Origin of the sequence: Bifidobacterium tibiigranuli, assembly GCF_022655035.1 — a bacterium.
GTDB lineage: Bacteria > Actinomycetota > Actinomycetes > Actinomycetales > Bifidobacteriaceae > Bifidobacterium > Bifidobacterium tibiigranuli_A.
The window spans coordinates 18,096-41,950 of the sequence record NZ_JALCUA010000002.1 but is presented as its reverse complement, the minus strand read 5'-3'; the positions used below and the strand labels follow the sequence as shown (position 1 = coordinate 41,950).

Annotated in this window: 22 protein-coding genes; 5 read left to right on the top strand and 17 right to left on the bottom strand. The window is 60.3% G+C overall.

What is annotated here, in order from left to right:
* Nucleotide 1 precedes the first annotated feature (1 nt).
* The 4 genes from alaS to LKK40_RS02780 form a co-directional block, all read right to left on the bottom strand.
* A complete protein-coding gene (gene alaS, locus LKK40_RS02795; RefSeq protein ID WP_304309032.1) occupies nucleotides 2-2,680 on the bottom strand; it encodes an alanine--tRNA ligase in 2,679 nt (892 codons plus the stop codon).
* Between the two features lie 290 nt (nucleotides 2,681-2,970).
* Entirely contained in the window at nucleotides 2,971-3,207 is a 237-nt protein-coding gene (locus LKK40_RS02790; protein ID WP_152579830.1) for a hypothetical protein, read from the bottom strand.
* Nucleotides 3,207-3,620: a DUF948 domain-containing protein gene (locus LKK40_RS02785; protein ID WP_273192856.1), complete on the bottom strand. Its 414-nt coding sequence runs from the start codon at nucleotides 3,618-3,620 to the stop codon at nucleotides 3,207-3,209. Before LKK40_RS02785 ends, LKK40_RS02790 begins: the two co-directional genes overlap by 1 nt.
* 211 nt (nucleotides 3,621-3,831) lie before the next feature.
* Nucleotides 3,832-4,506 (bottom strand): histidine phosphatase family protein, encoded by a 675-nt coding sequence (locus LKK40_RS02780; RefSeq protein ID WP_304309028.1) that lies wholly within the window; start codon nucleotides 4,504-4,506, stop codon nucleotides 3,832-3,834.
* A gap of 99 nt (nucleotides 4,507-4,605) precedes the next feature.
* Here LKK40_RS02780 and LKK40_RS02775 point away from each other — a divergent pair, with 99 nt between their 5' ends.
* Entirely contained in the window at nucleotides 4,606-4,971 is a 366-nt protein-coding gene (locus LKK40_RS02775; RefSeq protein WP_304309026.1) for a phage holin family protein, read from the top strand.
* A 341-nt stretch (nucleotides 4,972-5,312) separates the two neighbouring features.
* Here LKK40_RS02775 and LKK40_RS02770 read toward each other — a convergent pair whose 3' ends face one another.
* The 3 genes from LKK40_RS02770 to cbiM all read right to left on the bottom strand — a co-directional run bounded on the left by LKK40_RS02770 (nucleotide 5,313) and on the right by cbiM (nucleotide 8,271).
* Complete coding sequence (locus LKK40_RS02770; RefSeq protein WP_304309024.1) at nucleotides 5,313-6,077, bottom strand: energy-coupling factor ABC transporter ATP-binding protein; 765 nt, start codon at nucleotides 6,075-6,077, stop codon at nucleotides 5,313-5,315.
* 113 nt (nucleotides 6,078-6,190) lie between these two features.
* The gene (locus LKK40_RS02765; protein WP_304309022.1) at nucleotides 6,191-7,045 is read right to left on the bottom strand and encodes an energy-coupling factor transporter transmembrane component T; all 855 of its coding nucleotides are present in this window, start codon (nucleotides 7,043-7,045) and stop codon (nucleotides 6,191-6,193) included.
* The gene (cbiM, locus tag LKK40_RS02760) at nucleotides 7,042-8,271 is read right to left on the bottom strand and encodes a cobalt transporter CbiM (protein ID WP_304309021.1); all 1,230 of its coding nucleotides are present in this window, start codon (nucleotides 8,269-8,271) and stop codon (nucleotides 7,042-7,044) included. The genes LKK40_RS02765 and cbiM overlap by 4 nt, the downstream gene beginning before the upstream one ends.
* A gap of 357 nt (nucleotides 8,272-8,628) precedes the next feature.
* Between cbiM and LKK40_RS02755 the strand changes: the two genes are divergently transcribed.
* The 4 genes from LKK40_RS02755 (at nucleotide 8,629) to LKK40_RS02740 (ending at nucleotide 12,204) form a co-directional block, all read left to right on the top strand.
* Complete coding sequence (locus tag LKK40_RS02755; RefSeq protein ID WP_304309019.1) at nucleotides 8,629-9,399, top strand: urease accessory protein UreE; 771 nt, start codon at nucleotides 8,629-8,631, stop codon at nucleotides 9,397-9,399.
* Nucleotides 9,400-9,477: 78 nt separating this feature from the next.
* The gene (locus LKK40_RS02750; protein WP_304309017.1) at nucleotides 9,478-10,482 is read left to right on the top strand and encodes an urease accessory protein UreF; all 1,005 of its coding nucleotides are present in this window, start codon (nucleotides 9,478-9,480) and stop codon (nucleotides 10,480-10,482) included.
* Nucleotides 10,483-10,597: 115 nt separating this feature from the next.
* The gene (ureG, locus tag LKK40_RS02745; RefSeq protein ID WP_024462939.1) at nucleotides 10,598-11,206 is read left to right on the top strand and encodes an urease accessory protein UreG; all 609 of its coding nucleotides are present in this window, start codon (nucleotides 10,598-10,600) and stop codon (nucleotides 11,204-11,206) included.
* Between the two features lie 5 nt (nucleotides 11,207-11,211).
* On the top strand, nucleotides 11,212-12,204 hold the full coding sequence (locus LKK40_RS02740) for an urease accessory protein UreD (RefSeq protein ID WP_304309014.1): 993 nt from the start codon (nucleotides 11,212-11,214) through the stop codon (nucleotides 12,202-12,204).
* A 133-nt stretch (nucleotides 12,205-12,337) separates the two neighbouring features.
* Here the strand turns inward: LKK40_RS02740 and LKK40_RS02735 are convergent, their stop codons facing one another.
* The 10 genes from LKK40_RS02735 to rpsD form a co-directional block, all read right to left on the bottom strand.
* Nucleotides 12,338-13,105 carry a PBECR4 domain-containing protein gene (locus tag LKK40_RS02735; protein WP_304309012.1) on the bottom strand — a complete coding sequence of 256 codons (768 nt, stop codon included), beginning with the start codon at nucleotides 13,103-13,105 and terminating at the stop codon, nucleotides 12,338-12,340.
* A 212-nt stretch (nucleotides 13,106-13,317) separates the two neighbouring features.
* Nucleotides 13,318-15,039, bottom strand: coding sequence for an urease subunit alpha (ureC, locus tag LKK40_RS02730; protein WP_304309010.1), 1,722 nt, complete (start codon nucleotides 15,037-15,039; stop codon nucleotides 13,318-13,320).
* A 21-nt stretch (nucleotides 15,040-15,060) separates the two neighbouring features.
* Entirely contained in the window at nucleotides 15,061-15,741 is a 681-nt protein-coding gene (gene ureA, locus LKK40_RS02725; protein WP_304309496.1) for an urease subunit gamma, read from the bottom strand.
* Nucleotides 15,742-15,826: 85 nt separating this feature from the next.
* On the bottom strand, nucleotides 15,827-17,116 hold the full coding sequence (locus LKK40_RS02720; RefSeq protein WP_304309008.1) for an ATP-binding protein: 1,290 nt from the start codon (nucleotides 17,114-17,116) through the stop codon (nucleotides 15,827-15,829).
* Nucleotides 17,117-17,589: 473 nt separating this feature from the next.
* Nucleotides 17,590-18,291: an urea ABC transporter ATP-binding subunit UrtE gene (gene urtE, locus LKK40_RS02715; protein ID WP_226839075.1), complete on the bottom strand. Its 702-nt coding sequence runs from the start codon at nucleotides 18,289-18,291 to the stop codon at nucleotides 17,590-17,592.
* Between the two features lie 141 nt (nucleotides 18,292-18,432).
* On the bottom strand, nucleotides 18,433-19,371 hold the full coding sequence (urtD, locus tag LKK40_RS02710; protein WP_304309004.1) for an urea ABC transporter ATP-binding protein UrtD: 939 nt from the start codon (nucleotides 19,369-19,371) through the stop codon (nucleotides 18,433-18,435).
* A 14-nt stretch (nucleotides 19,372-19,385) separates the two neighbouring features.
* The gene (gene urtC, locus LKK40_RS02705) at nucleotides 19,386-20,651 is read right to left on the bottom strand and encodes an urea ABC transporter permease subunit UrtC (RefSeq protein WP_304309002.1); all 1,266 of its coding nucleotides are present in this window, start codon (nucleotides 20,649-20,651) and stop codon (nucleotides 19,386-19,388) included.
* Nucleotides 20,652-20,664: 13 nt separating this feature from the next.
* Nucleotides 20,665-21,549: an urea ABC transporter permease subunit UrtB gene (gene urtB / locus LKK40_RS02700; protein WP_304309000.1), complete on the bottom strand. Its 885-nt coding sequence runs from the start codon at nucleotides 21,547-21,549 to the stop codon at nucleotides 20,665-20,667.
* Nucleotides 21,550-21,563: 14 nt separating this feature from the next.
* Entirely contained in the window at nucleotides 21,564-22,856 is a 1,293-nt protein-coding gene (gene urtA, locus LKK40_RS02695) for an urea ABC transporter substrate-binding protein (RefSeq protein ID WP_304308998.1), read from the bottom strand.
* A 324-nt stretch (nucleotides 22,857-23,180) separates the two neighbouring features.
* The gene (rpsD, locus tag LKK40_RS02690) at nucleotides 23,181-23,807 is read right to left on the bottom strand and encodes a 30S ribosomal protein S4 (RefSeq protein WP_024462929.1); all 627 of its coding nucleotides are present in this window, start codon (nucleotides 23,805-23,807) and stop codon (nucleotides 23,181-23,183) included.
* Nucleotides 23,808-23,855 lie beyond the last annotated feature (48 nt).

The window sequence follows — 23,855 nt, the reverse complement described above, 5'->3', positions numbered from 1 at the left end:
CTCAGACCCGCGCCACGGCTTGCGTCAACGCGTTCAACGCCGCATCGATCTTCGTGGCGTCGGTGCCGCCGCCCTGGGCGAAGTCCGGCTTGCCGCCGCCACCGCCGCCGAGCACCTTCGATGCGCCGCGCACGAGGTATCCGGCCTTGATGCCAGCCTTGCGGGCGGCCTCATTGGTTGCCACGGCGACCATGGGCTTGCCGTCCTCATTGATTCCGGACAGTGCAACGACCGCCGGCACGTCCTCGCCCAGCTTGCCGCGCACGTCAAGCACCGTCTTGCGCAGGGTCTCGAAGGAGCCGAAGTGGCCGACATTGCTGGCGGCAACCTTCACTGGGGCATTGGATTCCTGCGCCTGCTTCACCAGCCCGGGCACCGAGGCAGCGAGCTGGCTTTCATACATTGCGGCAAGCCTGCGGTCGGAATCCTTGAGCTTGGCCAGCAGCACGTTGATCCTCGCGGCCAGCTCGTCGGGGCGGGCGTTAAGCGTATCCGAAAGCTGGGAAACGAGCGCATGTTCGCGGGCATTGAATTCGTACGCCCCTTGGCCCACCACGGCGTCGACGCGCCGCACGCCCGAACCGATGGAGGCTTCGGCCATGATGTTCACGCTACCGATCTTGCCGACCTGGTCGACGTGGGTGCCGCCGCACAACTCGCGGCTCCAACCGTCTTCGCCGATCGAGACGACGCGCACGATATCGCCGTACTTCTCACCGAACAAGTGCATCGCGCCCAGGGCGATGGCGTCGTCGAACTTCATCTCTTTGGTGGTAACGCTCAGATTGTCGCGCAAGCGGTCATTGACCCTGGCCTCGACAGTGTCGATCGCGTCCCTGCTCGGGGCCTTGGACCATTGGAAGTCGAAGCGCAGCCGGTTCGGCGCATCTTCGGAGCCGCGCTGGGTGGCCTGCGGGCCGAGCTCCTCGCGCAGGGCCTTGTGCACCATATGCGTGGCCGTATGCGAACGCGCGATGGCACCGCGGCGGGCGATGTCGATGCTCGCGCTGACCTGCGAGCCGACCACCAGCGTGCCTTCGGTCAGCCGGCACTGGTGCACGATCAGGTCCTTGATGGGCTTCTGCACATCGTCGACTTCAAGCGCCGCGCCCTCGTCGGAAATGATCTCGCCCTGATCGGCCAGCTGCCCGCCGGACTGCGCGTAGAACGGCGTGCGGTCCAGAATCACCTCGACCGTGGCCGGAGCGCTGACCGCAGGAACCGAGCCCTTGCCCGGCTGCATAATGCCCAGCACGCGCGAACGGCTCGAATAGTCGGTGTAGCCCAGGAACTCAATCGGCTGCACGAGCTGCTTCTTGAAATCGTCGTAGACGCTCACATCGACGTTATGGCGCTTCTTGAGCGCATCGGCACGGGCGCGCGACTTCTGCTCGTCCATCAGCTCGCGGAACTTGCGCTCGTCAACCTGCACGCCTTGCTCCTGCGCCATTTCGAGCGTCAGCTCGATCGGGAAGCCATAGGTGTCGTGCAGCGTGAAGGCGTCCTGCCCGGAGACCAGCGGGCTCTTCGAATCCTTGGCCTTGGAGACCGCGATATCGAGAATCGTCGTGCCCTTTTCCAGCGTACGGCGGAAGGCATCCTCCTCGCCATACGCGGATTCAGACACTTCATGGAAAGTTGTTTCCAACTCGGGATAGCTGGGAGCCATCGCATCCTTGGACACGGGGAAAAGCGCGGGCATGACCGGGTCGTTCACGCCCAGCATGCGTATGGAGCGCACCGTGCGGCGCAGCAGCCGACGCAGCACATAGCCGCGCCCCACATTGCTCGGGCGCACGCCGTCGCTCATGATCATCAGGGCGGAGCGCACATGGTCGGCCACGACGCGGAAGCGCACATCGGATTCCTCGTCCTCGCCGTATGTCTTGCCGCTTAAACGTTCCGCAGCCTCGATGACCGGGTAGACCTCGTCGGTCTCGTAGATGTTCTGCTTGCCTTGCAGCAGGTAGGCCAAGCGCTCAAGGCCAGCGCCGGTGTCGATGTTCTTGTGCTCAAGCTCGCCGACGATATGCAGGTCGGTCTTCGACTTGACGTTGTCGACCTCGTAGTTCTCGAACACGAGGTCCCAGATTTCGATGAAGCGCGATTCGTCGGCGGCAGGGCCACCGTCCTTGCCGTACTCGGGCCCGCGGTCGACGTAGATCTCGGAGCAGGGGCCGCCAGGGCCGGGGCCGCCAGTCGTCCAGAAGTTGTCTTCCATGCCGAAGATCTGCATGTGTGCGGGGTCGAAGCCCTCGTTGCGCCACAGCCCGCGCGCCTCCTCGTCATCCGTGTAAGTGGTGACCCACAGCCGCTCCGGGTCGATGCCGTAGCCGCCCTTGTCCTGCGGCGTGGTCAGCAGCTCCCAGGCGTAATGAATCGCCTCTTCCTTGAAGTAGTCGCCGAAGGAGAAGTTGCCCAGCATCTGGAAGAAGGTGCCGTGACGCGTAGTCTTGCCCACCTCGTCGATATCCAGCGTGCGCACGCACTTCTGGTTCGAGGCCATGCGCTTCGCGGGCGGGGTCTGCTCGCCCAGCAGGTACGGGATGAAGGGAACCATGCCGGCGATGGTGAACAGCGTGGTCGGATTCGGTGAAATAAGCGAGGCCGAAGGGACGACGAGATGGCCCTGCTGCTCGAAGTAATTCATAAAACGCTTGGCGATTTGCGAGGTGCGCATGCGGGCGTTAGCTCCTTGGAATTCTTGCAATGTTCTTGCTTACGGTTCTTGCTTACGATGTTTTTGGATGTCGGCACGTGAAACGTGCCCAAATCATGATATTGAACAATACTGCGCCAGGCTGTGCGGATGCTCCTCACTGCACGAATGTCGCCATGAAAAGCTCAGTGCGAGCAGTGCACGCGATTCATGCGGGCAGCCGGCACAATGGCAATGACCAGTCGCGGAGACCTAGTCGCTGTTTGCAGTCGTCGATTTCGCGGGCCCGGTTATGGCTGTATTCTGGCCCATCAGCCGGCGCGCTCGATGTAGCGCTTGTTGAGCTCGTCTTCCCGCGTGCGCCGTGCGGCGTTGAATTCGTCGATCAGCCCGCCGAGCGTGCGGAATGCGACATTCTCCTGATCGGGGCCAAGCAGGAACTGGCGGGCCTTGTCCGGCGTATTCGCCTTAACATAGGCCTGCGCCTTGGACACGGCGATGACGCCGATGGCGACGCCTACGCCGATCCATACGATTCGCTTGAACATCACAGCTCCTTGTCGCTCGCGGTTGCAACGGAATCGGTCTCATCAGCTTCAGTCTTGGACTTCTTCGAGAAGAAGGATTGCGCTGTGGTCTTCAGTGCGAAGGTGGCCGAGGCTATTTTGATGATGGGCTTGCCGAGGAAGGAGCCATACAGATCGGTCAGGGCTCCGACGTTATTCGCGGTGGTCGAAGCTGCCGATGATATCTTGTTGACGTCCTCAAGCGACTTGTTGACCTGCTGAATGGTCGTCACACTCTCATCGAGCGTAGGCATCGCGTGGTCGCCCGTCTGCTTCACCGTTTCAGCGATCTGGTCGAGCAGCTTGCCCAAGCGGATCAGCGGGTAGATAAGGAATCCGGCAAGCACGGCGAATGCAATAGCCGCCACCAGGCCGGCGATGTCCCCGACACCCATCATGAACCTCTTTTCTCTTGCATCACATCTGCATCGGCACTGCCAAATACAGCCGAAGCTCTCTGGCATGCGCATATAATATGCATTTACCCTAGCCAACGCCCCAGACGCAATATGGCCTGACGCATAATGCGTCAGGCCATCGTCTTATCGCCCCGTCGCTCTTTCGCCCGGTTCCGGGATTTTCATGTTTCGACGTACAAGGTTTCCTCTACTGGTTGTAGGACACCACGGTCATGGCGCGGTCGATCGGCTGAGCAGTGTCGAAGTCGAAGCAGGTCACGCTGCCGTTCGCCGGTCGCTCGCTCAGGTCGTAGCCTTCGGGGGCGAAACGGTGCATGAGGCTGAGCAGCGTATTGCCATGCGATATCTGCAGCACATGATCGCCATCATGCAGTGTCGGGTCGTTCGCGATGAGCGTGTAACCGCCCTCGATCCGCTGCCAGTATTCCTCGTCCGATTCCGCGTCGTGGAAGGGATCGGCCTCCTTGAGGAAGTCCTTGGTGGCGCCAAGCCCGTACTGCTCGATGATCGCATTGTAGGTCGGCGCGCCGTGCGGAGCGCCCGCCGCCCACCATGCCACATTCATGTCCTGGCCTTCGAAGTAGCCGTAGTATTGCTCGCGGAAGTGCATGTCGTCATGCAGCTCGGGGCGCTTGTGCCCGCTCTGCTCATTGATGTCGAGGATGCGGCGGGCCGTGATCTGGGCGCGTGTGGTGTCGGAGCAGTAGGCTGCGGCGAAATCGATGCCGCGCAGTTTGTCTCCGGCTTTGTCGGCGTCGGCGAGCCCTTTGTCAGTGAGCGGGGCGTTGGACCAGCCCTGCAGTCGGTTGTATCGGTTGAATGTCGTCTGTCCGTGACGCACAAGATGCAAATGCACAATCATGGCTTCATAGTAGGTCACGGTTTCGATTACGCGACTCGTTCGGATTGCTGCAGTTACGGCGGTTAGGCAGTTATGGCGCCCTGCTGGCATAATCGTGGTATGACACGTTTTCTGATTCGCTGGCTCGTGATGACCATCGCCGTGGCGGTCACGGTGCTCATCCTGCCCGGCATGCATGTAATCGGCAATCCGCCGATCCTCGGCTTCGCCGCGTTCGCCCTGTTCATGGCGCTGATCAACGCCTCGATCAAGCCGATCGTGCACCTGCTGGCGTTGCCGTTCAGCGTTCTCAGCCTAGGGCTGGTCGCGCTCATCATCAACTGGCTGTTCATGCGCCTGGCCTCGTGGCTGGCCATAGGAATCTTCGGCGTAGGCGTCGATGTCGGCGGCTTCTGGTGGTCGGTCCTCGCCTCGATCATCATAGCCATCGTCTCCAGCATCGCCGCGTCAATCACCGGCGAATAGCAGCAACCGCAACGTATGACGTCGAACCTGCATTAATATGTCACAATTCCCGCATGATGACGGAGCCTGTGCGGGAATTGCTTCGTTTGAACGGCATGAAATGTCACAACTCCTGCACTATTACGAAAGTAGGGCGGGCATTGTGACGTATGACCGCGTTCTAACGTCACGAATCCCGCAGTAGGTGCGACTTAGTGCGGGATTCGTGACGTTAGATAGGCTTGACCGGATTCATAACGGTAAATGGGCAGGCTCGACACCGGAGCGTGATGAGTTCAGCTTTCGACAGAGTTGTCAGCCGGCTGACACTGATTTCCCAATACAAGGGAAACCCGCGTACCTTACAGGACATCGGCCACGCGCGCGTTGAGGCGGCGCACAATGTCGCGATGATGCGTGGAGAACAGTATGGTCTTGCCGGAGGCGACGAAGGCTTGCAGCACGCGCACAACTATGTCGGTGTTGCGCTCGTCCAGGCCGTCGGTCGGCTCGTCGAGCACCAGCAGCTCGGGGTTGAGCGACAGGCATGCGGCGATGGCGACGCGCTTCTTCTCGCCGTCTGAGAGCCGATACGGGGCCCGCTGCCGCATGGATTCCAAACCGAATATGCCAATCATGTCTTCGACGCGCTGGTTGGTCGTATCCTGCGACAGACCCATTTGCGAGGGGCCGAAAGCGATTTCCTCCTCGACGGAGGGGCAGAACAGCTGGGTGTCGGAATTCTGGAAGACGAACCCTATGCGCTGGTGCAGTGTTTTGGCGAATATGCTGTTTTTGGATTGCACTAGCCTTCGAGTCACCGGGGTGCCTGCGTAGCGGTACTCCCCTACGTCGGGGAATTCCAAGGCATTGATGATGCGCATGAGCGTGGTTTTGCCGCTGCCGTTGGGGCCGAGCAGAGCCACGCATTCGCCGCGTTCGATGGTCAGCGAGACCGTGTCAAGCACCTTGTGCGCGGTCCACGGTCGTTCGTTATGCCTTTGTCTGCCATCCCTACCATCGCCACTGACTCCGTCACCCGTGTCATACTCACGGTAGGAAAAATCGATGTCGCGCAGATCCACAAGCGGCTCGCCTTGGAACCAGCCTGGATCAGGCTGCGCCACAGAGCGCCTTCTACGATTCACGGTACTCATGCTCAGCAACCTGCTCGTTCTCTATCGATTCGTTGTGCGTGCCTGTCATATTCGCTCATGCCAGCTTTTGCCTATTCAACTACTCAGCCCAGATACACAGCCAGCGCCGTCATCGCCACGATGGCAGCAACATACGCGCCATTGGCCCATGTCAGCAAAGGCTCGCGCTGGATGCGATAGCTGCCGTCGAATCCTCGGCATGCCATGGCCTCGGCCATGCGCCGCGCCTGCGCGTTGGCATGTACGAACAAGGTGCCCAGCACATGCCCGGCCGACATGAGTTTGCGGCTGTCCCGCCCGACGCTGCGCAGTTGCAGCGCATCGAGCAGACGCATCATGGAGCGGCCGAGTATATCGATGAACTGCATCGTCACATCGCAGATGTAGATCAGCGAATCGGGGCATCCGATGCCGCGCAGCCCGGCAATCAGGCGGTTCCACGGCACAGTCCAGCCGAAGGCTATGACGAAGGAAGCCGCGACGAATGCTTTGACAGCCAGCCGCGCAGGAGTATTGTACTGTCCCACGAACACGCCGGGCAGCGAAACCGCCAGGCTGAATGCGCATATCGCGAGCGCGGGCATGAGTATCGAGCGCATCAGCCATGCGGGTCGCGCGGCCAGCAGCATGAGCGCGGCGGCAAGCATAGCGTAAGAGAACATCATATTGCGTGTGATATTCACGGCGATGATCACTGCCACGATGCCGACAATGCGTACAGCCGGCGAAACCGTGCGCAGCGCACGATCGACAGGACTCTGACTGATCGGAGCACCCGCGCCGACCCGTGAGAGCACCTGCCCCATATGACCAAGGTTGCGCTGGATGAATGAGGATCGGTCGCTTGGCGGCGTGTAGCGTTCAGGCTCGCGCAGCCATGCCGGCAACGTCATCGTTTCATTGGTGGGAATGCCGCCTAGCGATGGGCTGGAACTCATGTGCCGCTCCGGCTGCTGTTGTGATTCGGGTCCGATGCGCTCTCCGCATGCACGGCGGCAGACGAAAGCCTAGACGCAGATACAGATACGGCTACGACCTCGGGATTCCGTCCATCCACTGCCAGCGCCAGCAGCCGGAAGACGATAATCAGCACGGCGACTCCGATAATCGCGCAGAGGATATAGCCGACGGCACTCGGCAAGCCGCGCATCGAATAGTCAGGCAGCATCGCGTTCCAAGAGAAGCCGTGAGCGATGTAGTGCGGCACATAGTGCAGTCCGGTGGCCTGGGCAAAGCCTTCAGCGCCCCACTCCCCCCACGCGTCTCCTGCCGCCAGCAGACCGACCGGAGAGAGGATCGCCGCCACGCCCAGCGCAACCCATGCGTATTCGCGCGCCTTCGAACCGGCGGCATTGCCCGAGTCATCCGAATCATCTGAATTACCCAAACCATCCGAATAATCTAAGCCATCCGAACCGCTCTGCTGGCTCGACGCACTTTCCACTATATTCGCCCCCGAAGGCTCCCATGCGATCATCTCCGGCGAAGTGCGGCGCACGAATTCGATCACCATCACGGCAACGAACCCCTCGACGACTCCTGCGGCGACAAGATGAGGTATGACCATCGCCGGAATCGTCACGTTGAAGGTGAAGGGGAAATAGAGTGCCTGACCGTCCGGAGCTCGGAACAGCAGCGGCTGCATGCCTAGTTCGATGGCTACGCAGAACGCGGCGAGCACGATGCCGACATACGCGCTGACGAATTCAGCCACGCGATCCTTCCATCCGGCGCGCAGCACCTTGCGCAGCAGCATGAAGATGCCGTAGGCGCAGAACGGCAGCGCGAAGGCCATGTTGAAACAGTTCGCGCCCAGCGTGAGCAGCCCGCCGTCTCCGAAGAGCAGCGCCTGCAGCAGCAGCGCCACGGATATGGCCACCGTCGCATACTGCGGGCCGAGCAGCAGCGCGATAAGCGCTCCGCCCACGCCGTGCACAGTGGTGCCACCAGGCGTGGGCACATTGAACATCATGATAAGAAAGGAAAATGCGGCTCCTGCGCCGAGATACGCCATATTCTCCGCTGTACTGTGGCGAATCACGGAGCGCAAACACAGCGCCCAGACCGGTATCATCACGGCCCAGAACAACGCCGAAGTGGATGGCGATATGAAATTGTCCGGGATATGCATCGCCAGAACAGCCGCGTGGGACGCACCGAACATTGCCACCTCTTTCCATCGTAAGCTTCGCCGTCATGCTGCCCGGCAAACAGCGAGCTGCACAGTATGTTCAGATGCGCCACGTATCCGGCTACGCATATGCCTTATAAGTGTGAACCGTAATATCACATCTGTGATTCAATCCGGGCACGGAGTCGCATAAAGCCTTCGTGCTACAGGCGACACGCCGTGAAGGCAGTTTCCTGAGTAAGTACTTCATGCCGTATTTTCGCAGCATTTTGCGCTGTTTTCAGCAGTTCGTTACATAATTCGCGCCAGCACCTTCTATACTCGCTCATGACAAGGGCAGGGCCGCATGATGTGTTGCGGCATCTGCTTCGGGCTTTGCAAGGAGGGCGGATGATCGCCAACACGATAACAGGCAATATCATCAGCCAGCATTACGACGACGGCAAGCTTGAGGTGCCGATCGCCTTCGACTGGTTCGAGACAAACAAGAAGCGCATGCTGAAGGTAGCCGAGGACGGCACTGAATTCGGCGTGATGGTGGGCACGACCATCGCGGATGGCGATGTGCTCGCCGAAACCGACGACAAGCGCTATTTTGCACGGATCGCAGCCGCTCAATTGATTGAGATTCCAGTCTCCTCGATGAAGGAGATGGGTCGTCTGTGCTTCGAGCTGGGCAACCGTCACCTGAGTCTCAAGGTGGAGGAGGACCGGGTGCTGGTGCCCTACGACCATCCGACAATGGAATACACGAAAAAGATCGGATACGAGCCGCATCTGAGCGAGGGCCAGTTCGATGGCTTCCTGATCGTCAAGGCGCACGCAGGCACAGGCACGCTGATTCCCGGCACCAGCAAAACCACCGGCGACGTGGCCGAAGAGGAACAGGAGGCACAAGCCGACGAGGCTTTCCGCGAGTCACGGAACGGGAAGGTGCAGACCGGGGACGCTCAGGCCAATCAAGCCGATCAAGCACGGACCGACGAATATGCGCATGCGCATCATCACCACGATCACGGCCCTGACGTCCACAGCCATGCCGACGAAACCGGTCATGCCGCGTATACCCTCGCCCCCGGCGAATATGAGCTGAATGGCGTGCTGCACCGTCCCGACGGCTCCCACAGCCATGACGGTGGCGCGACCTGGCACACCCACTGATGCTAAGCAGACCCTTGCAATCAGCAGTCATTCCCATTGCCCATGAACCACTCTGAACCACGAAAGCCGACGCATGCCATGAACGCCAACGAGACCGAAGCCCGCCGCCTCGCCATGCTGCAAGTGTGCGACAGCGTGTTCCCAGTCGGCTCATTCGCCCTATCCAATGGCATGGAGACCTTTGTGCAGCGCGACATGCTGCGGCGCGGCGACGACTTCGAGGAATATGTGAAGAACTACCTTGACATCGCGCCGTACAAGGAAATCGGGCAGATGGTGCTCGCCGGCAAATATGCTTCGGACTCACGCATGCGCCGCAAGGGGCTCGCCAAGCATCTCATCGAATTGGATGAGCTGGCTTCGGCTTTGCAATCGGCCCGCGAAATCCGCGAAGGCAGCGAGCGCATGTGCTCGCGCCTGGTGACGCTCGCCACGCAGATGGATGCCGGTCAGGCGCAGACCTCAGACGGGCACCGTTCAGGCGGACATCATTCGGACGGACAGAGTTCGGACGGGCGGCGCGGCAATCCGCAGTCTGACTCCGTTGCGGCGACGCATGGCAGCGCGGATAACGGCATCACTGACGCCACCGACGCCAGCATCGCCAGTGCCACGGCCGAATCCGATACATCCGACATTTCCCACGCCGATGACCGAGAGCATGACATCATCGCCGTACATGAACAAGGCACAGAACGCCATCGGCTGCAAGACGCAGCGGACGGGCTTTACGGATCGCCCGCGTTGGAGCTATACGCCGAGCTGATCGGCACCGGTCAATGCCGTGGCCTGCACCCGATTGCGATGGGCGTGTATGCGGCCGACCATGCGCCTGACATTCGCGATGCCGCGATTATGTATGGCTATTCGCTGCTCAGCGCGCTGACCATGTGCGCGGCGAAGGCGATTCCGCTCAGCCAATATGCCGGTCAGGTGGCGCTGCACAACTCCTTCCCACGTCTTGTGCGCGCCGTGGATATCGCCATGACGCTGCGGCCGGAGGATCTGGGCATCTCCGGAGCCTTCATCGATATCGCCGCCATGCAGCATGAGACGCTGTATTCAAGGCTGTATATGAGCTAGCAGCCTGTTCGCCAGCCCAGCATTTCGATATCCGGCACTTCGACACCCCGTATCCCGCCATCCACCACCCATCCACCACCCATCCACCACCGTTCACCATTATCAAGGAGACCATATGTCCTACGTACGCATCGGCATCGCCGGCCCGGTCGGCTCCGGCAAAACCGCGCTGATCGAGCGCCTGACCCGCAAGATGGCCGACGACTACAGCATCTGCGTCGTCACCAACGACATCTATACCAAGGAGGATGCCGAATTCCTCATCCAGCATTCGCGGCTTCCCGCCGACCGCATCGCCGGCGTGGAGACCGGCGGCTGCCCACACACCGCGATACGTGAGGACTGCTCGATGAACCTCGAAGCCTGCGAGCACATGGCCCGCACCCATCCGGACGTGCAGATCATGTTCGTGGAATCCGGCGGCGACAACCTCTCCGCCACCTTCAGCCCCGATTTGGCCGACGCCACGATCTACGTGATCGCGACCGACGAGGGTGACAAGATTCCGCGCAAGGGCGGCCCAGGCGTCACGCGCTCCGATCTGCTCGTCATCAACAAGGCCGATCTCGCGCCGTACGTGCACGCCGATCTGGATGTCATGGCGCGCGATTCGCGCAAGATGCGCGGCGAGCGCCCATTCATCGTCACCGATCTGATGGGCGGAGCCGGCGTGGACGATGTCATCGGCTGGATTCGCAAAAGCGTGCTGTTCGAGGAGCTGTGACTCCGATGGGCAGCAGCACATTCCGTCTCGCCACCGCGTTGCGTCACGGACGCACGAAAATCGACGATGTATATTTCGAGGCGCCGTTCAAGCTCATGACCCCGTTCACCAACGGGCGTCATTCTGACTTCATCGTCATGTTCGCCTCCCCCGGTTTCCTGCAGGGCGACGAGGCGCATATCGACATCGATTTCGGCCCGGGCAGCGATGCGACCATCACCACGCAAAGCTATGAGAAGGTGCTCAATACGGCGGAAGGCTCCGCGTCACGCACCATCGATCTGCGCGCGCAAGGCGACGCCAAGGCCGTGTTCCTGCCCTTCCCTGTCATTCCTTTTCGCAACAGCACCTTCACCAATGTGACGACCGCGCACATCGCCGCGGAATCCACGTTCATCTACGCGGATGTGGTGACCTGCGGGCGCGTCGGTATGGACGAGCGCTGGGCCATGTGGCGCTTCACGAACCGACTGCGCGTGTATGTAGCTGAGCCTGCAGCGGTGGAGCAGGCCTTGCATAATCAGACTGAGTCAGAGCGTGCTTCCACGCATCGCCGTGGCCGCCCGCCGAGACGCACCGAACTGCAATTGCGCGAGCATCTGGCGTTCGCCGACCGCATGCTGCTCGAACCCGACGCCTTTGACTACACGAATCTCGGCATGTGGCGCGAGTTCACCCATTGCGGCGTCGTGTACGTGCATCTGCCAGAGCTGGACGCTGCGACCAACAGTGTCGAGTCTGCTTTGGATGTAGATGAAGTCCCCGCCGATTCGTCCGCCTCCCCCGAGGCAATCCGCGCACAAATCGAGTCCGCCCGCATCGCCGCCGAAGACGACCTCGTGAGCCGCATCCGCTCGCATGCCGACGCAGTTGGTTTCGTCGGCGAACTCGGCGTGAGCCGCGTCGTCAACGGCCTATGCGTGCGACTGCTCACCACTCGCGGAGACAACGCCTTCGCCTTCATCAAGGACATAGCCGACATTGTTACCGGCTCGTAAGTCACATCGGCTACTGGATTGATGAACCACTGGGCTACCGAACGGCTTCGTGCGTTTGCCACACAGAAACGCAGCAATCCGACCATTACATGCACCTATTCCGAGTACGATGTTTGACGTCGACCGATTACGTCTATAACTCTTGCACCATGCTTAACAAAGATGAAGACACGTTTCGAGAATCCGATATTCGTTTCAGAGCAGCAAGAATTCTTTTTCTTCTTATAGCACCTTTTGGATCTTGTGCCTTAACCCGTTTGGAGTAAATCGTATATGAACTCTCCGTCGGTTCCGTTTTGACTACTCCGATGATTACTTCCTGCCCGGCAATCATCCCATTCATTTGCAGGGCAGTGCATGGCACCATCTGCGCACCGGTATTACGATAGCCGATAAGAGCATCAACGTGGATGCATACGGCATCAGCTCTTATAAGACCGGGCAAAACCGGATTCCTAATCAAAGTGGATGCCTTGGTGTCGATGTGCATGATAGTTGGAAGAATCCGCATTTTTGCACGCGTATTGCGTACATATTTTGCTACCAAAGATGCGTCGCTCAGCGTATTGGCCAAAGCTTGTTCAAAGAAGACTTCCGGGCTGATTCGACGACGGTAGTCATATCCGCAGAGATGTTGAAAATTACGAGCGGAATAAAAAGTCTCTATTGGCTCACTGCGTTCTGGAATAAATAATACATAGCGGTTAAGTAAATTACTCTGATACAAGAGGGCGACCTTATGTATCAACGCTGCTGCAGACCTCTTGTAGGCATCGTGCTGTCCTTTTGCACTAGTCAGAAGAGCAAGAACGCCGATCCCTAAGGCCCGGCGTCCCTCATCCTTTTTTGTCGCCCGCGACGACTCTCGCCCTCCCGAAGGAAGGCCCTGCTGCCGTACCACCTCGCAGATAATTGCATACCCCGCTCGGCATTATCGTCCCACTGCTGGGACTAGATGCGTTCCAAAGGCTTTTCAACCTCTGACGCCCTTCGCATCAGGCGACAGTTTCGTTTATCGTGAGGACCAACACGGAAAGTTTCAACTGCGCGTCTCGGCTTTCAAGAAGAAGCCTAGCATATGCTATCCATATTCCATACCCTCCGCCCCTGCACTCAGAACAGGAAGTACCGCTGGGTCAGGGGCAACTCGTAGGCGGGGTCGGAGTGAACGAGTTCGCCGTCGACTGTCACGCGGAAGGTCTCGGGGTCGACTTGAATGTCAGCGAGGACGTCGTTGAATTTCAAGTCTTTCTTGCCCACGGTGCGGCAGCCGTGCACGGGCAGCACCTGGCGGGAAAGACTGAGCTTGCCTTTGATATCGTCGTCATAGGCGGCCTGCGAGACGAAAGTGGCGCAGGATTTGCCGAGCGCGCGGCCCAGCGCCCCGAACATATCGCGGTAGTAGACCGGCTCGGGGGTCGGAATCGAGGCGTTCGCATCGCCCATGCGCGAGTAGGCGATGGAACCGCCTTTGACCACCATCTCGGGCTTCGCGCCGAACATGGACGGCTGCCAGAGCACGAGATCGGCCATCTTGCCGACTTCGATGGAGCCAACGTACTGCGCGATGCCGTGCGTGATGGCTGGGTTGATGGTGAATTTCGAGACGTAGCGCTTCACGCGGAAATTGTCGTTGCGGTTGCCGTCGTGCTCGTCCTCGGGCAAGGCGCCACGCTGCTTCTTCATCTTGTCGGCAGTCTGGATGGTGCGGGTGATGACCTCGCCGACGCGGCCCATAGCCTGCGAGTCGGAGCTCATCATAGAGATGATGCCCATGTCATGAAGCACGTCCTCGGCGCCGATCGTCTCGGGGCGGATGCGCGAGTCGGCGAAGGAGATGTCCTCGGGCACGTTGCGGTCGAGGTGGTGGCAGACCATCATCATGTCGAGATGCTCGTCGATGGTGTTGCGCGTGAACGGCATCGTCGGATTGGTCGAGCTGGGCAGCACGTTGGGGAAGCCTGCGGCGCGGATGATGTCGGGCGCGTGCCCGCCGCCTGCGCCTTCGGTGTGGTAGGTGTGGATCGCGCGGCCTTTGAACGCGGCGATGGTGTCCTCCACGCAGCCGCCTTCGTTCAGCGTATCGGTGTGGATGGCGACTTGCGTATCGGTTTCGTCGGCCACGCCGAGGCAGGTGTCGATCACCGCCGGGGTCGAGCCCCAGTCTTCGTGGATCTTCAATCCCGCCGCCCCGGCGCGAATCTGCTCGCGCAGCGGTTCGGGGCTGGAATCATTGCCTTTGCCCAGGTATGCGATGTTCACGGGCAGCGCCTCGGCCGCCTCGATCATGCGGGTCAGGTGGAATGCGCCGGGATTGCAGGTCGTGGCGTTCGTGCCATCGGCCGGGCCGGTGCCGCCGCCCAGCATCGTGGTCACGCCGCCGGCGAGCGCGGTGCGTATCTGCTGCGGCGAAATGAAGTGGATATGCGTGTCCAGGCCGCCTGCGGTGACGATAAGCCCTTCGCCGGCAAGCGCCTCGGTGCCCGACCCGACCTCAAGCCCAGGTGTCACGCCGCTCATGGTCTGCGGGTTGCCCGCCTTACCAATGGCGCTGATCAGGCCGTTCTTGATGCCGATATCAGCCTTGTAGATGCCCGTGTAGTCCACGATAAGGGCGTTGGTGATGACGGTGTCGGGCGATTCGGCGTCGCTTTGGACGGAGGACTGCCCCATGCCGTCGCGGAAGGATTTGCCGCCGCCGAATTTGAGCTCGTCGCCGTAATGCGTGTAGTCGCGTTCGACTTCGATGATCAGGCTGGTGTCGCCAAGCCGGACGCGGTCGCCGGTGGTCGGCCCGAACATGCCCGCATAGTCGCTGCGTGTGATGGTTTTCATATCCTTAACGCCCCTTCGCCCTTAAATCCCTAGGAATCCCTGTTCGTGCGCCTTGGCGAACGCCGCCTCGCGCACCGTCGGATCATCCAGCTTGCCTTCCACCAGCGTGTTGAAACCGTGAATCTCGCGCGTGCCGCCGATGTCGATGAGCCGCACCCGGTGCGCCTCCCCCGGTTCGAAACGCACGGCCGTGCCCGCCGCGATGTCGAGGTGCTTGCCATAAGCGGCCTTGCGGTCGAATTTCAGGTATTTGTTGACTTCGAAGAAGTGGAAATGCGAGCCGATCTGAATCGGCCGGTCCGCCGTGTTGACCACATCGAGCTCGATGGCGTCAGTGCCGTCGTTCAGCTCCAAGTCGTCGTCGGCAAGCAGGTACTCGCCGGGGACGAGCTGCTCGGTGGTTTCGATGGGGTTGTGGATGGAGATGAGCTTCGTGCCGTCCGGGAAGGTGGCTTCCACCTCCACCACGTCAAGCATCTCCGCAACGCCATCCATCACATCCTCGGGCTTCAGGAGCGTGCGTCCGTACGCCATCAGCTCGGCCACGGTGGAGCCTTCGCGCGCCCGCTCCACGCATTGCGAGGCGATGAGCGCAACCGCCTCCACGTAGTTGAGCTTCACGCCTCTGGCCTTGCGATCCTCGGCGAGCCGCCCAGCCACATACAGCATCAGTTTGTCGGTTTCCCGTGGAGTAAGTCTCATCACGCCCCTATCCTCGCGTCAGCATGAATTGCCAAATACAGCATATTGTAGAACGCCAATAAGAACGGCAGATTTCCACGCCGACTCACCTTCCGATGCAGAATGCCGCATACAGCGGCACGCTGCGGATACCGTTATCCACTCCGAAGTTCTTGGTCGAAAGCCGCATGGACTCAGTTGGTTCGTATTTGCTGCGATATGTTGCAAGGCTGCGCGACCTGGTATTATCCGACGACTTGACTTCAATCGGCATGGCACTGGTCGAATCATGCGGCTGCATGACGAAATCCACCTCTGCCAGATTGCCGCTTGTCCAATAGCGCAACGCAATGTTGTTAGCTGCCAATGCCTGCGCAACGTAGTTTTCAACGATGCCGCCGAGATCAAGCTGTTTGCGATAATCTGCATCCAGCAGCGTGGAGGGGTCCAGTTCCGCACGAGCCGACAGCAGCCCTGTGTCGGACATATAAATCTTGAACGCCGAGGCATCCTCATGCATGGCCAGTGGCAGCCGTCCGCTGGCTACCCGCGCGCATCGTTCCACGAGACCGGCTGCCATCAGCCATGCAATCGATGAGGCATACAGCGAAGCCCGTCCGCCGCTTTTCACCAGCTTGTACTGGAACTTGTGATTCTCCTTGGCAAGCTGCGCGGGGATGCTGTTCCACGTATCGCGAATGCGAGCGGTTTCCGTTGGCGTCGCATATTTCGCCATATCGGCCACATACAGATCGATTATGGTCGACTGCACATCGCGGGCAGCAGCATAGTCACCGTCCTCGGCGAATCTGGCGACCGCCTCCGGCATGCCTCCGACAATCACATACTGCCAGAAGCGTTCAAGCATCGCATCATGCAGATAAAACGCCTCCGCACGCTCATAGCAATCCCGGATTTCGGGAATAATGCCGCCATCCCCCATCGCATCAAGGAATTCGTCAAAGCTCATAGGATGAAGCGTCATCGTCTGCACCTTGCCTACCGGCATGCTAAACCCCTGCTGGTTAACGGCAACGCCCAGCAGACTGCCTGCTGCAGCTACATGCAGCTGCGGCATATCTTCGCAAAAATACTTCAGCGAGGTCAAAGCACGGTTCGAAGATTGCACCTCATCGAGAATCAGCAGCGTGCGTTCGGAGTCGATACGCTGGCCTGCCACTTGCGAAAGACGACGAATCAACGCCTCCGGGTTGAGGTCATACTCAAAAGCCTGCCGAGCACGAGCGTCCCGTTCCAAATCGAAGCGCACGGAGTCGCCAGGAAAAGTCTTTGCCGCCAGCTCGTTGAGCAGAAAGGTCTTCCCCGTTTGCCGTGCGCCGTACAGCAGCAAGGGCTTGCGCTCACGTGAGTCAGCCCAGCTGATCAGCTGATTCATTATGCTTCGACGTAGCATCATCAACCCTTATCTATGGAAAAGTGGTGTAAACTACATTTTTATCCACCTAAAAATGTAGTTTACACCACTTTTCCCCACTTAACTGAATTTAACCGAGTTTGCCAGGTTTGGTCATTGGGGTTCCAGAGCCGTCGCGCTCCCCACGGGGTCAAACGTTACAATGCCCGCACTATCAAGACAGTGCGGGCATTGTAACGTTTCAGGCCGTTCAAACGACGCGAATCCCGCATAAGCTCCGTTATCATGCGGGGGTTGTAACGCATATGCGTCGCCTTTTGCACGGCAACCCGACTCTACCGTGCAAAAGGTTACGCAGAACAGACCATTAACGTTACCTTTTGCACGGTAGGGTCACGATAGCGGCTAAAAGGCGACGCAAACTGCCGTACAAGCAGCCACACGCAACCTGCCGCGTAATCTGCCACACGCGCAGCCACGCAAGCAGCCCCCCCCTACACGCGCATGGCTTCCTTCGCGGCTTCCACCTGGTCGGGGCCACCTTCGCCGGAAGCGATGAACCGGCCGGAGGCGAGCACGTAGTACCGGTCGGCGCGTTCGATAGCGAATTGGACCTTCTGCTCGACCAGAATCACGCCGATGCCCTTGTCTTCGGCCATAGCGCGTATGGCCTGCTGGATTTCGGCCACGATATTCGGCTGGATGCCTTCGGTAGGCTCGTCCAGGATCATGAGCTTGGGGCGAGTGATCAGGGCACGCGCGATCGAAAGCTGCTGGCGCTGGCCGCCGGAGAGCAGCCCGGCTCGTCGGCCCGCGAATTCCTTGAGGATGGGGAACATCGCAACGGCCTCGTCGTAGCGCTCCTTCGCCTCGGAACCGTAGCGGTCGGCCACCACATGCAGGTTCTCGTCCACGCTCATCGTGCCGAAGGACTGCTGCCCCTGCGGCACGAAGGCCATGCCCTTGCGGATGCGCTGATTCGGCGCGGTGCGGGTGATGTCCGTGCCGTCGAAGTCCACCGACCCCGCACTCGTGGGCAGCAGCCCGAGCAGCGCCTTGAGCAGTGTGGTTTTGCCGGCCCCGTTGTTGCCGACGATGCTCACCCATTCGCCGGCGTTCACATCGAAATCGATGCCGTTGACGACGGTCACCTTGCCGTAGCCCGTATCGAGCCCTTTGACTTCCAGCATTGCCATATGCGTTCCTTACCCTCTGTCTTATGCCGTCTTATGCTGCAGGCTGTTCCGCTCAGCGCCTGCCGTCTGCGCCTCGTCCGCAGCTCGCTCCTGTTTCGGATGTGTCGAAGCGAATCGCGGACGGATGCAGACCGACGCCGGTCATTCCCCGCCGCCGAGGTAGATGCGCACGACTTCCTCGTTGTTCTGGATATCCTCGACCGAGCCTTCGGCGAGCACGGTGCCTTGATTGAGCACGGTGACCGAGTCGGCGAACTGGCGCATGAAATCCATGTCGTGCTCGACGATGATGACCGTGCGGTTCTTGCTGCACCGCTTGAGCAGCTCGCCCGTCTGCAGGCGCTCGGCCGGGGTCATGCCAGCGACCGGCTCGTCGAGCAGCAGCAGATGCGCGTCCTGCACGAGCAGCATGCCTATTTCCAGCCACTGCTTCTTGCCGTGCGGCAGGATGCCGGCGCGCTTGTCGGCATCGTCGGCGAGATTGCACACGTCCATCATGTACGTGACATTCTGCGATGGCGCGCCCATGGTGCGAAACAGCTCGCGGCTTTTCCTGCGGAAGCCCTCGGCGAGCTGCAGGTTCTCCACCACGGAAAGCTCCTCGACCACCGATGCGGTCTGGAAGGTGCGCCCGACGCCAAGCTTGACGATGTCATTCGGCTTCTTGCCCAGCAGCTGCTCGCCGCGGAACGTGGCCGAGCCGGAGGCGGACACCAAGCCGGTTATTGCGTCGATGATGGTAGTTTTGCCTGCGCCGTTCGGGCCGATGAGGAATCGCAGGTCGCCATGCTCAACGGTCAGATTGAGATTATCCACGGCCACGAATCCGTCGAATTCGACGTGCAGCCCCTGGATTTCCAGATAGTCGCTCCACTGCCCGCCGCGATCGTCAAGCACGCTGAGCTGATCGCTCATCGCGATGCGATCCTGGGCGATTTCGGCCTTCATCTGCTCGGCCTCGTCGCGCATGCGTTTGGCTTCATCGCGCATCTGCGCCATTTCGGCGCGCAACTGGGCCAGATCCTCCTGCGACGCCGGAGCGGAGCCGCTGCCCGATTCCACAGGCGTGGTTACATTCATAGTGCTCTCCTCGCTCATGCCTTCACCGCCTTCGCTTGCATCGGATGGGGACCGGAAGCAGACGAGGTGCCAATCGAAGGAGCCGTAGCACCACCAGCACCAGTCCCAGCAACCGACGCCGACTCAGCCGCCGCTGCCGAAGCCACACCCGCATGCTTGGCAGCTCGACTGCCGGAAGCCTCACCTTGCTCGCTACCGTCCGACTGCCCTTTGCCCAGTCCGATCTTCTCCTTGAGCCACGGCCATACGCCCTTGAACTGGCCCAGTCCCAGAGGCACGAAGGCGATGACAAGGATGAAGATCAGCCCTTCGATATAGGTCCAGGCGGAAGGATAGGCCTCGGAAAGCTGTGTTTCAGCGAAGCGCACCAGCAGCGTGCCGATCACCGGGCCGAGCAGCGTGGTACGCCCGCCGATCACCACGCCGGCGAGCATGAGAATCGAGGGGGTCACGCCGATGTCGGAGGGCGAGATGATGCCGACGACCGGGACGAACATGGCCCCGCCGATGCCGGCGAACATCGCAGCCACCGTGAATGCGAAGACCTTGATCGACGCGGGGTTGTAGCCGAGGAACTTCATGCGGTTCTCCTGGTCGCGCACGCCGATGATGAGGTCGCCCATGAAGGATTTGCGAATCCAATGCACGATAAGCACCATGGCCAGCGTCAGGAACGCGCAGATGAGGAAGATCATCCGCTGGTTGGCGGGATCGTTGAGATCGTAACCGAAGAAGCCCTTGAAGTTGTTCAATCCGTTGGTGCCGCCTGTGGTCTTCGACTGGCCGATCAGCAGCACGGCGAACGCGGCGACCAGCGCCTGCGAAAGGATGGCGAAGTACGCGCCGCGCACGCCACGGCCGAATACGGCCCAACCCAGCAGCGCGGCGACGATTCCGGGAACGGCCGCGACGCCGATGATGGCGATGACCGGGTTTCGGAAGAGCTCCCAGAAGCCCGGCACGCTCGTTATGCCATACTGGGACATGAAGTCAGGCACCTTGCCGGGGCCGATATCCTCAAGGTTCATATGGATGGCCATGACGTATGCGCCCAAGCCGAAGAACAGGCCCTGGCCCAACGTCAGCATGCCGCCCTGCCCCCAGGCGAGGCCGATGCCGACGGCCACCATCGCATAGCACAGGTACTTCGAGAGCAGCCCGAGATTGTAGACGCTCATCACGGAGGGCGCGATGAAAATCAGCACCACGGCGATGACCGTGCCGATAAGTGCCTTGTTCCTGGCGAACTTGGCGGTTAAATCACTCAGATTCTTGTTCATTGCCTCTCCCTTGCTACGCGAGGTTCCTAGAACGGATGGAGACCAGACCCTGCGGCCGGAACTGCAGGAACGCCACGACGATCAGGAACACAGCGACCTGGCCGATCGAAGCGGAAGTCGGCAATTCGATGGACGACTGGCACAGACCCAGCACGAACGAGGCCACCACGGCGCCCTTGAGCTGGCCCACGCCGCCAGCCACGACCACGAGGAAGGCCTGCACGATGAAGGTCGTGCCGAAGTTGAAGCTGATGGAATTGAGCAGGCTCAGCGCCACACCTGCGATGCCGGCGATTCCCGACCCGAGGAAGAACGTGACGTAATCGACCTTCCTGGTGGATATGCCGGAGACCTCAGCCAGATCACGGTTCTCCGAAGTGGCGCGTATCTGACGGCCCAGCGGCATGAGCTTGAGAACCGCGTACAATGCGGCGACGCACACGATCGAGAGCAGGAAGATGAACAGACGCCCGGAGGAGAAGCTGTAGCCGAACATGGTCACCGGGCTGCTCAGCGAATCAGGCGCCGAAGCATAGACCGGCGTGGCTCCGAAGATATCGCGCGCCAGCTGCTGCAGCACGAGCGAAACGCCGAAGGTGACGAGCAAGGTGTCCAGCGGCCGACTGCGCATGCGTTCCAGCAGCAACGCATCGAGCAGCAGGCCAAGCAGGCCCGCCACGACGAATCCGACCACCAGCGCCACGACCAACGAGAGCGTCTTGTTGCCGATCACTGTGCTCATGACGTAGGCGGTGTAGGCGCCTGCCATCATGAACTCGCCGTGCGCGTTGTTGATGACGCCCATCTGACCGAAGGTCAATGAGAGTCCGAGGGCGGCAAGCAGCAGAATCGAGCCGTTGGAAAGCCCCGCCACGATCTGAGGGAATATCATGCCCATTTCGAGTCCTTCCTTTACTTGTCCGTGCCTGCGCTCAGGCTCTTGGCCCAGCTGTAGGTTTTGAGATACGGATCGGGCTTGATGGGCCCCTTGGATTTCCATACGGTGTGGATGAGTCTGTCGTCGCCGATCTTGCCGATATACGACGTCTTGTAGATGTGGTGGTTCTGCCCATCTACCCAGACCTTGCCTTCCGGGGCGTTGAAGGTAACGCCGTCGGCGGCCGCTTTGACCTTGTCTACTTGGAAGGATTTGGCCTTCTCGACCATGCCCTTCCACAGGTAGACGGAGGTGTACGCGGATTCCATCGGGTCGGAGGTCGGGTGCTTCTGGCCGTACTTGGCCTTGAAGTCCGCAACGAACTTCTTGTTCTGCGGGTTGTCAAGCGTCTGGTAGTAGTTCCAAGCGGTCAGCTGGTCCTTGACGTTGTCGACGCCGATGGCCGAGACTTCCTCCTCCGCGATCGACATGGAGATCACGGGAGTGGTGGCGGGCTTGAGGCCAGAGGCCTTGTACTCCTTGAAGAAAGCGACATTGGAATCGCCGTTCAGGGTGTTGACCACTGCATCCGCCTCGGAGAACTTGAGCTTGTTGACGATCGTGGTGAAGTCGGTGGAGCCCATCGGCGTGTATTCCTCGCCGACCACCTGCATGCCATTGCCCTGCGCATATGCTTTGACCACGCGGTTCGCGGTCTGCGGGAACACGTAATCGGAGCCTACCAGAAACAGCTTCTTGTAGCCCTTTTCCTTGAGATAGTCAAGGGCGGGCACGATCTGCTGGTTCGGGGCGGCGCCGGAGTAGAAGATGTTCGGGCTGGATTCCATGCCCTCGTACTGCAACGGGTAGAAGAGCAGGGCATTATCCGCTTCGAACACGGGGAGCATCGCCTTGCGTGAGGAGGAGGTCCAGCCGCCGAAGACCGCGGCGACGCATTCCTTCTCGATCAGCGTTTTGGCCTTCTCCGCGAATACGGCCGGCTCTGATTTGCCGTCCTGCTGGACGATCTTCAGCTGCTTGCCGAGCACGCCGCCCTTGGCATTGATCTCGTCAACCGCCATATGCAGCGAATTGCTGACCGTCTGCTCGGAGATAGCCATCGTACCGGACAAAGAATTGACGAATCCGATTTTTATGGCGCTGCCCGACGTGTCTACGCATGACGTATGATCTCCAGATGCCGTGCCGTTCTTCTCCTGCGCATCGCGTTCGGCAACCGTTCTGCCCCAACCGCAGCCGCTGGTGACTAGCAGCGCCGCCATGGCGCACAGTGCCGCCCCTATCTTCATTCGTTGTAATCGGGCCATATACCTCTTCCTCTCCGCATATGACTGCTGCGGTTCCCCACGGCGTCCAGCTGGCTGTGCCTCCGATGCCGACGCGCCCTTGCATTCGGCGGAAACGCAATCATTACGCCGCATGATGCGGGTGCATCAAACAAAAATCATGATGGCAGCGCGTCCACATTGTTGTGTTGCCGCCGTGTTACGCGCACGTCTCGCAGGTAACGGGCATATTACGGATTACGTGTCGGCTTCGTGTATGCGGAATCGCAAGAGAAGAAAGGAACGGCCCCATGCGTGAATGCACGGGGCCGTTCGATGTATGTCCCTATCGGGGAAGGATCCAGATCAGCGAGCGTAGAACTCGACGACGTACTGGATATTGACCTGCACCGGGATTTCCTCGGTCTCAGGCTTGCGGGTCAGGGTCGCCTTGAGCGAGGCGAGGTTCACGTCCAGGTATCCGGGGACGGCGGGCAGCACATCGCGGTGCACGCCTTCGGCGGCGATCTGGAACGGCACCATCGTCTGGCTCTTGGCCTTGACCTGGATGGTCTGGCCGGGCTTGACGCGGTAGGACGGGCGGTCCACCACGTTGCCGTCGACGAGGATGTGACGGTGCACGACGAACTGGCGGGCCTGTGCGGTGGTGCGGGCGAAGCCGGAACGCAGCACGAGGGCGTCAAGACGGGTTTCGAGATCGATGAGCATCGCGTCGCCGGTCTGGCCAGCGGTGTGGGTGCCCTTCTCGTAAGCGGCGCGAAGCTGCTTCTCCGAGATGCCGTACTGCGCGCGCAGACGCTGCTTCTCACGCAGACGGACGGCGTAATCGGACTCGGTGCGGCGGCGGGTGCGGCCGTGCTCGCCGGGAGCATACGGACGCTTCTCGAAGATGCGCTGGGCCTTGGGGGTCAGTGCAATGCCGAGGGCGCGCGAAAGACGCACCTGACGGCGAGAACGCTGAACGTTAGTCATTCTTGTTCCTTTATATATTTCTGTCGTTATCTGAACGGAAGCGCGGGC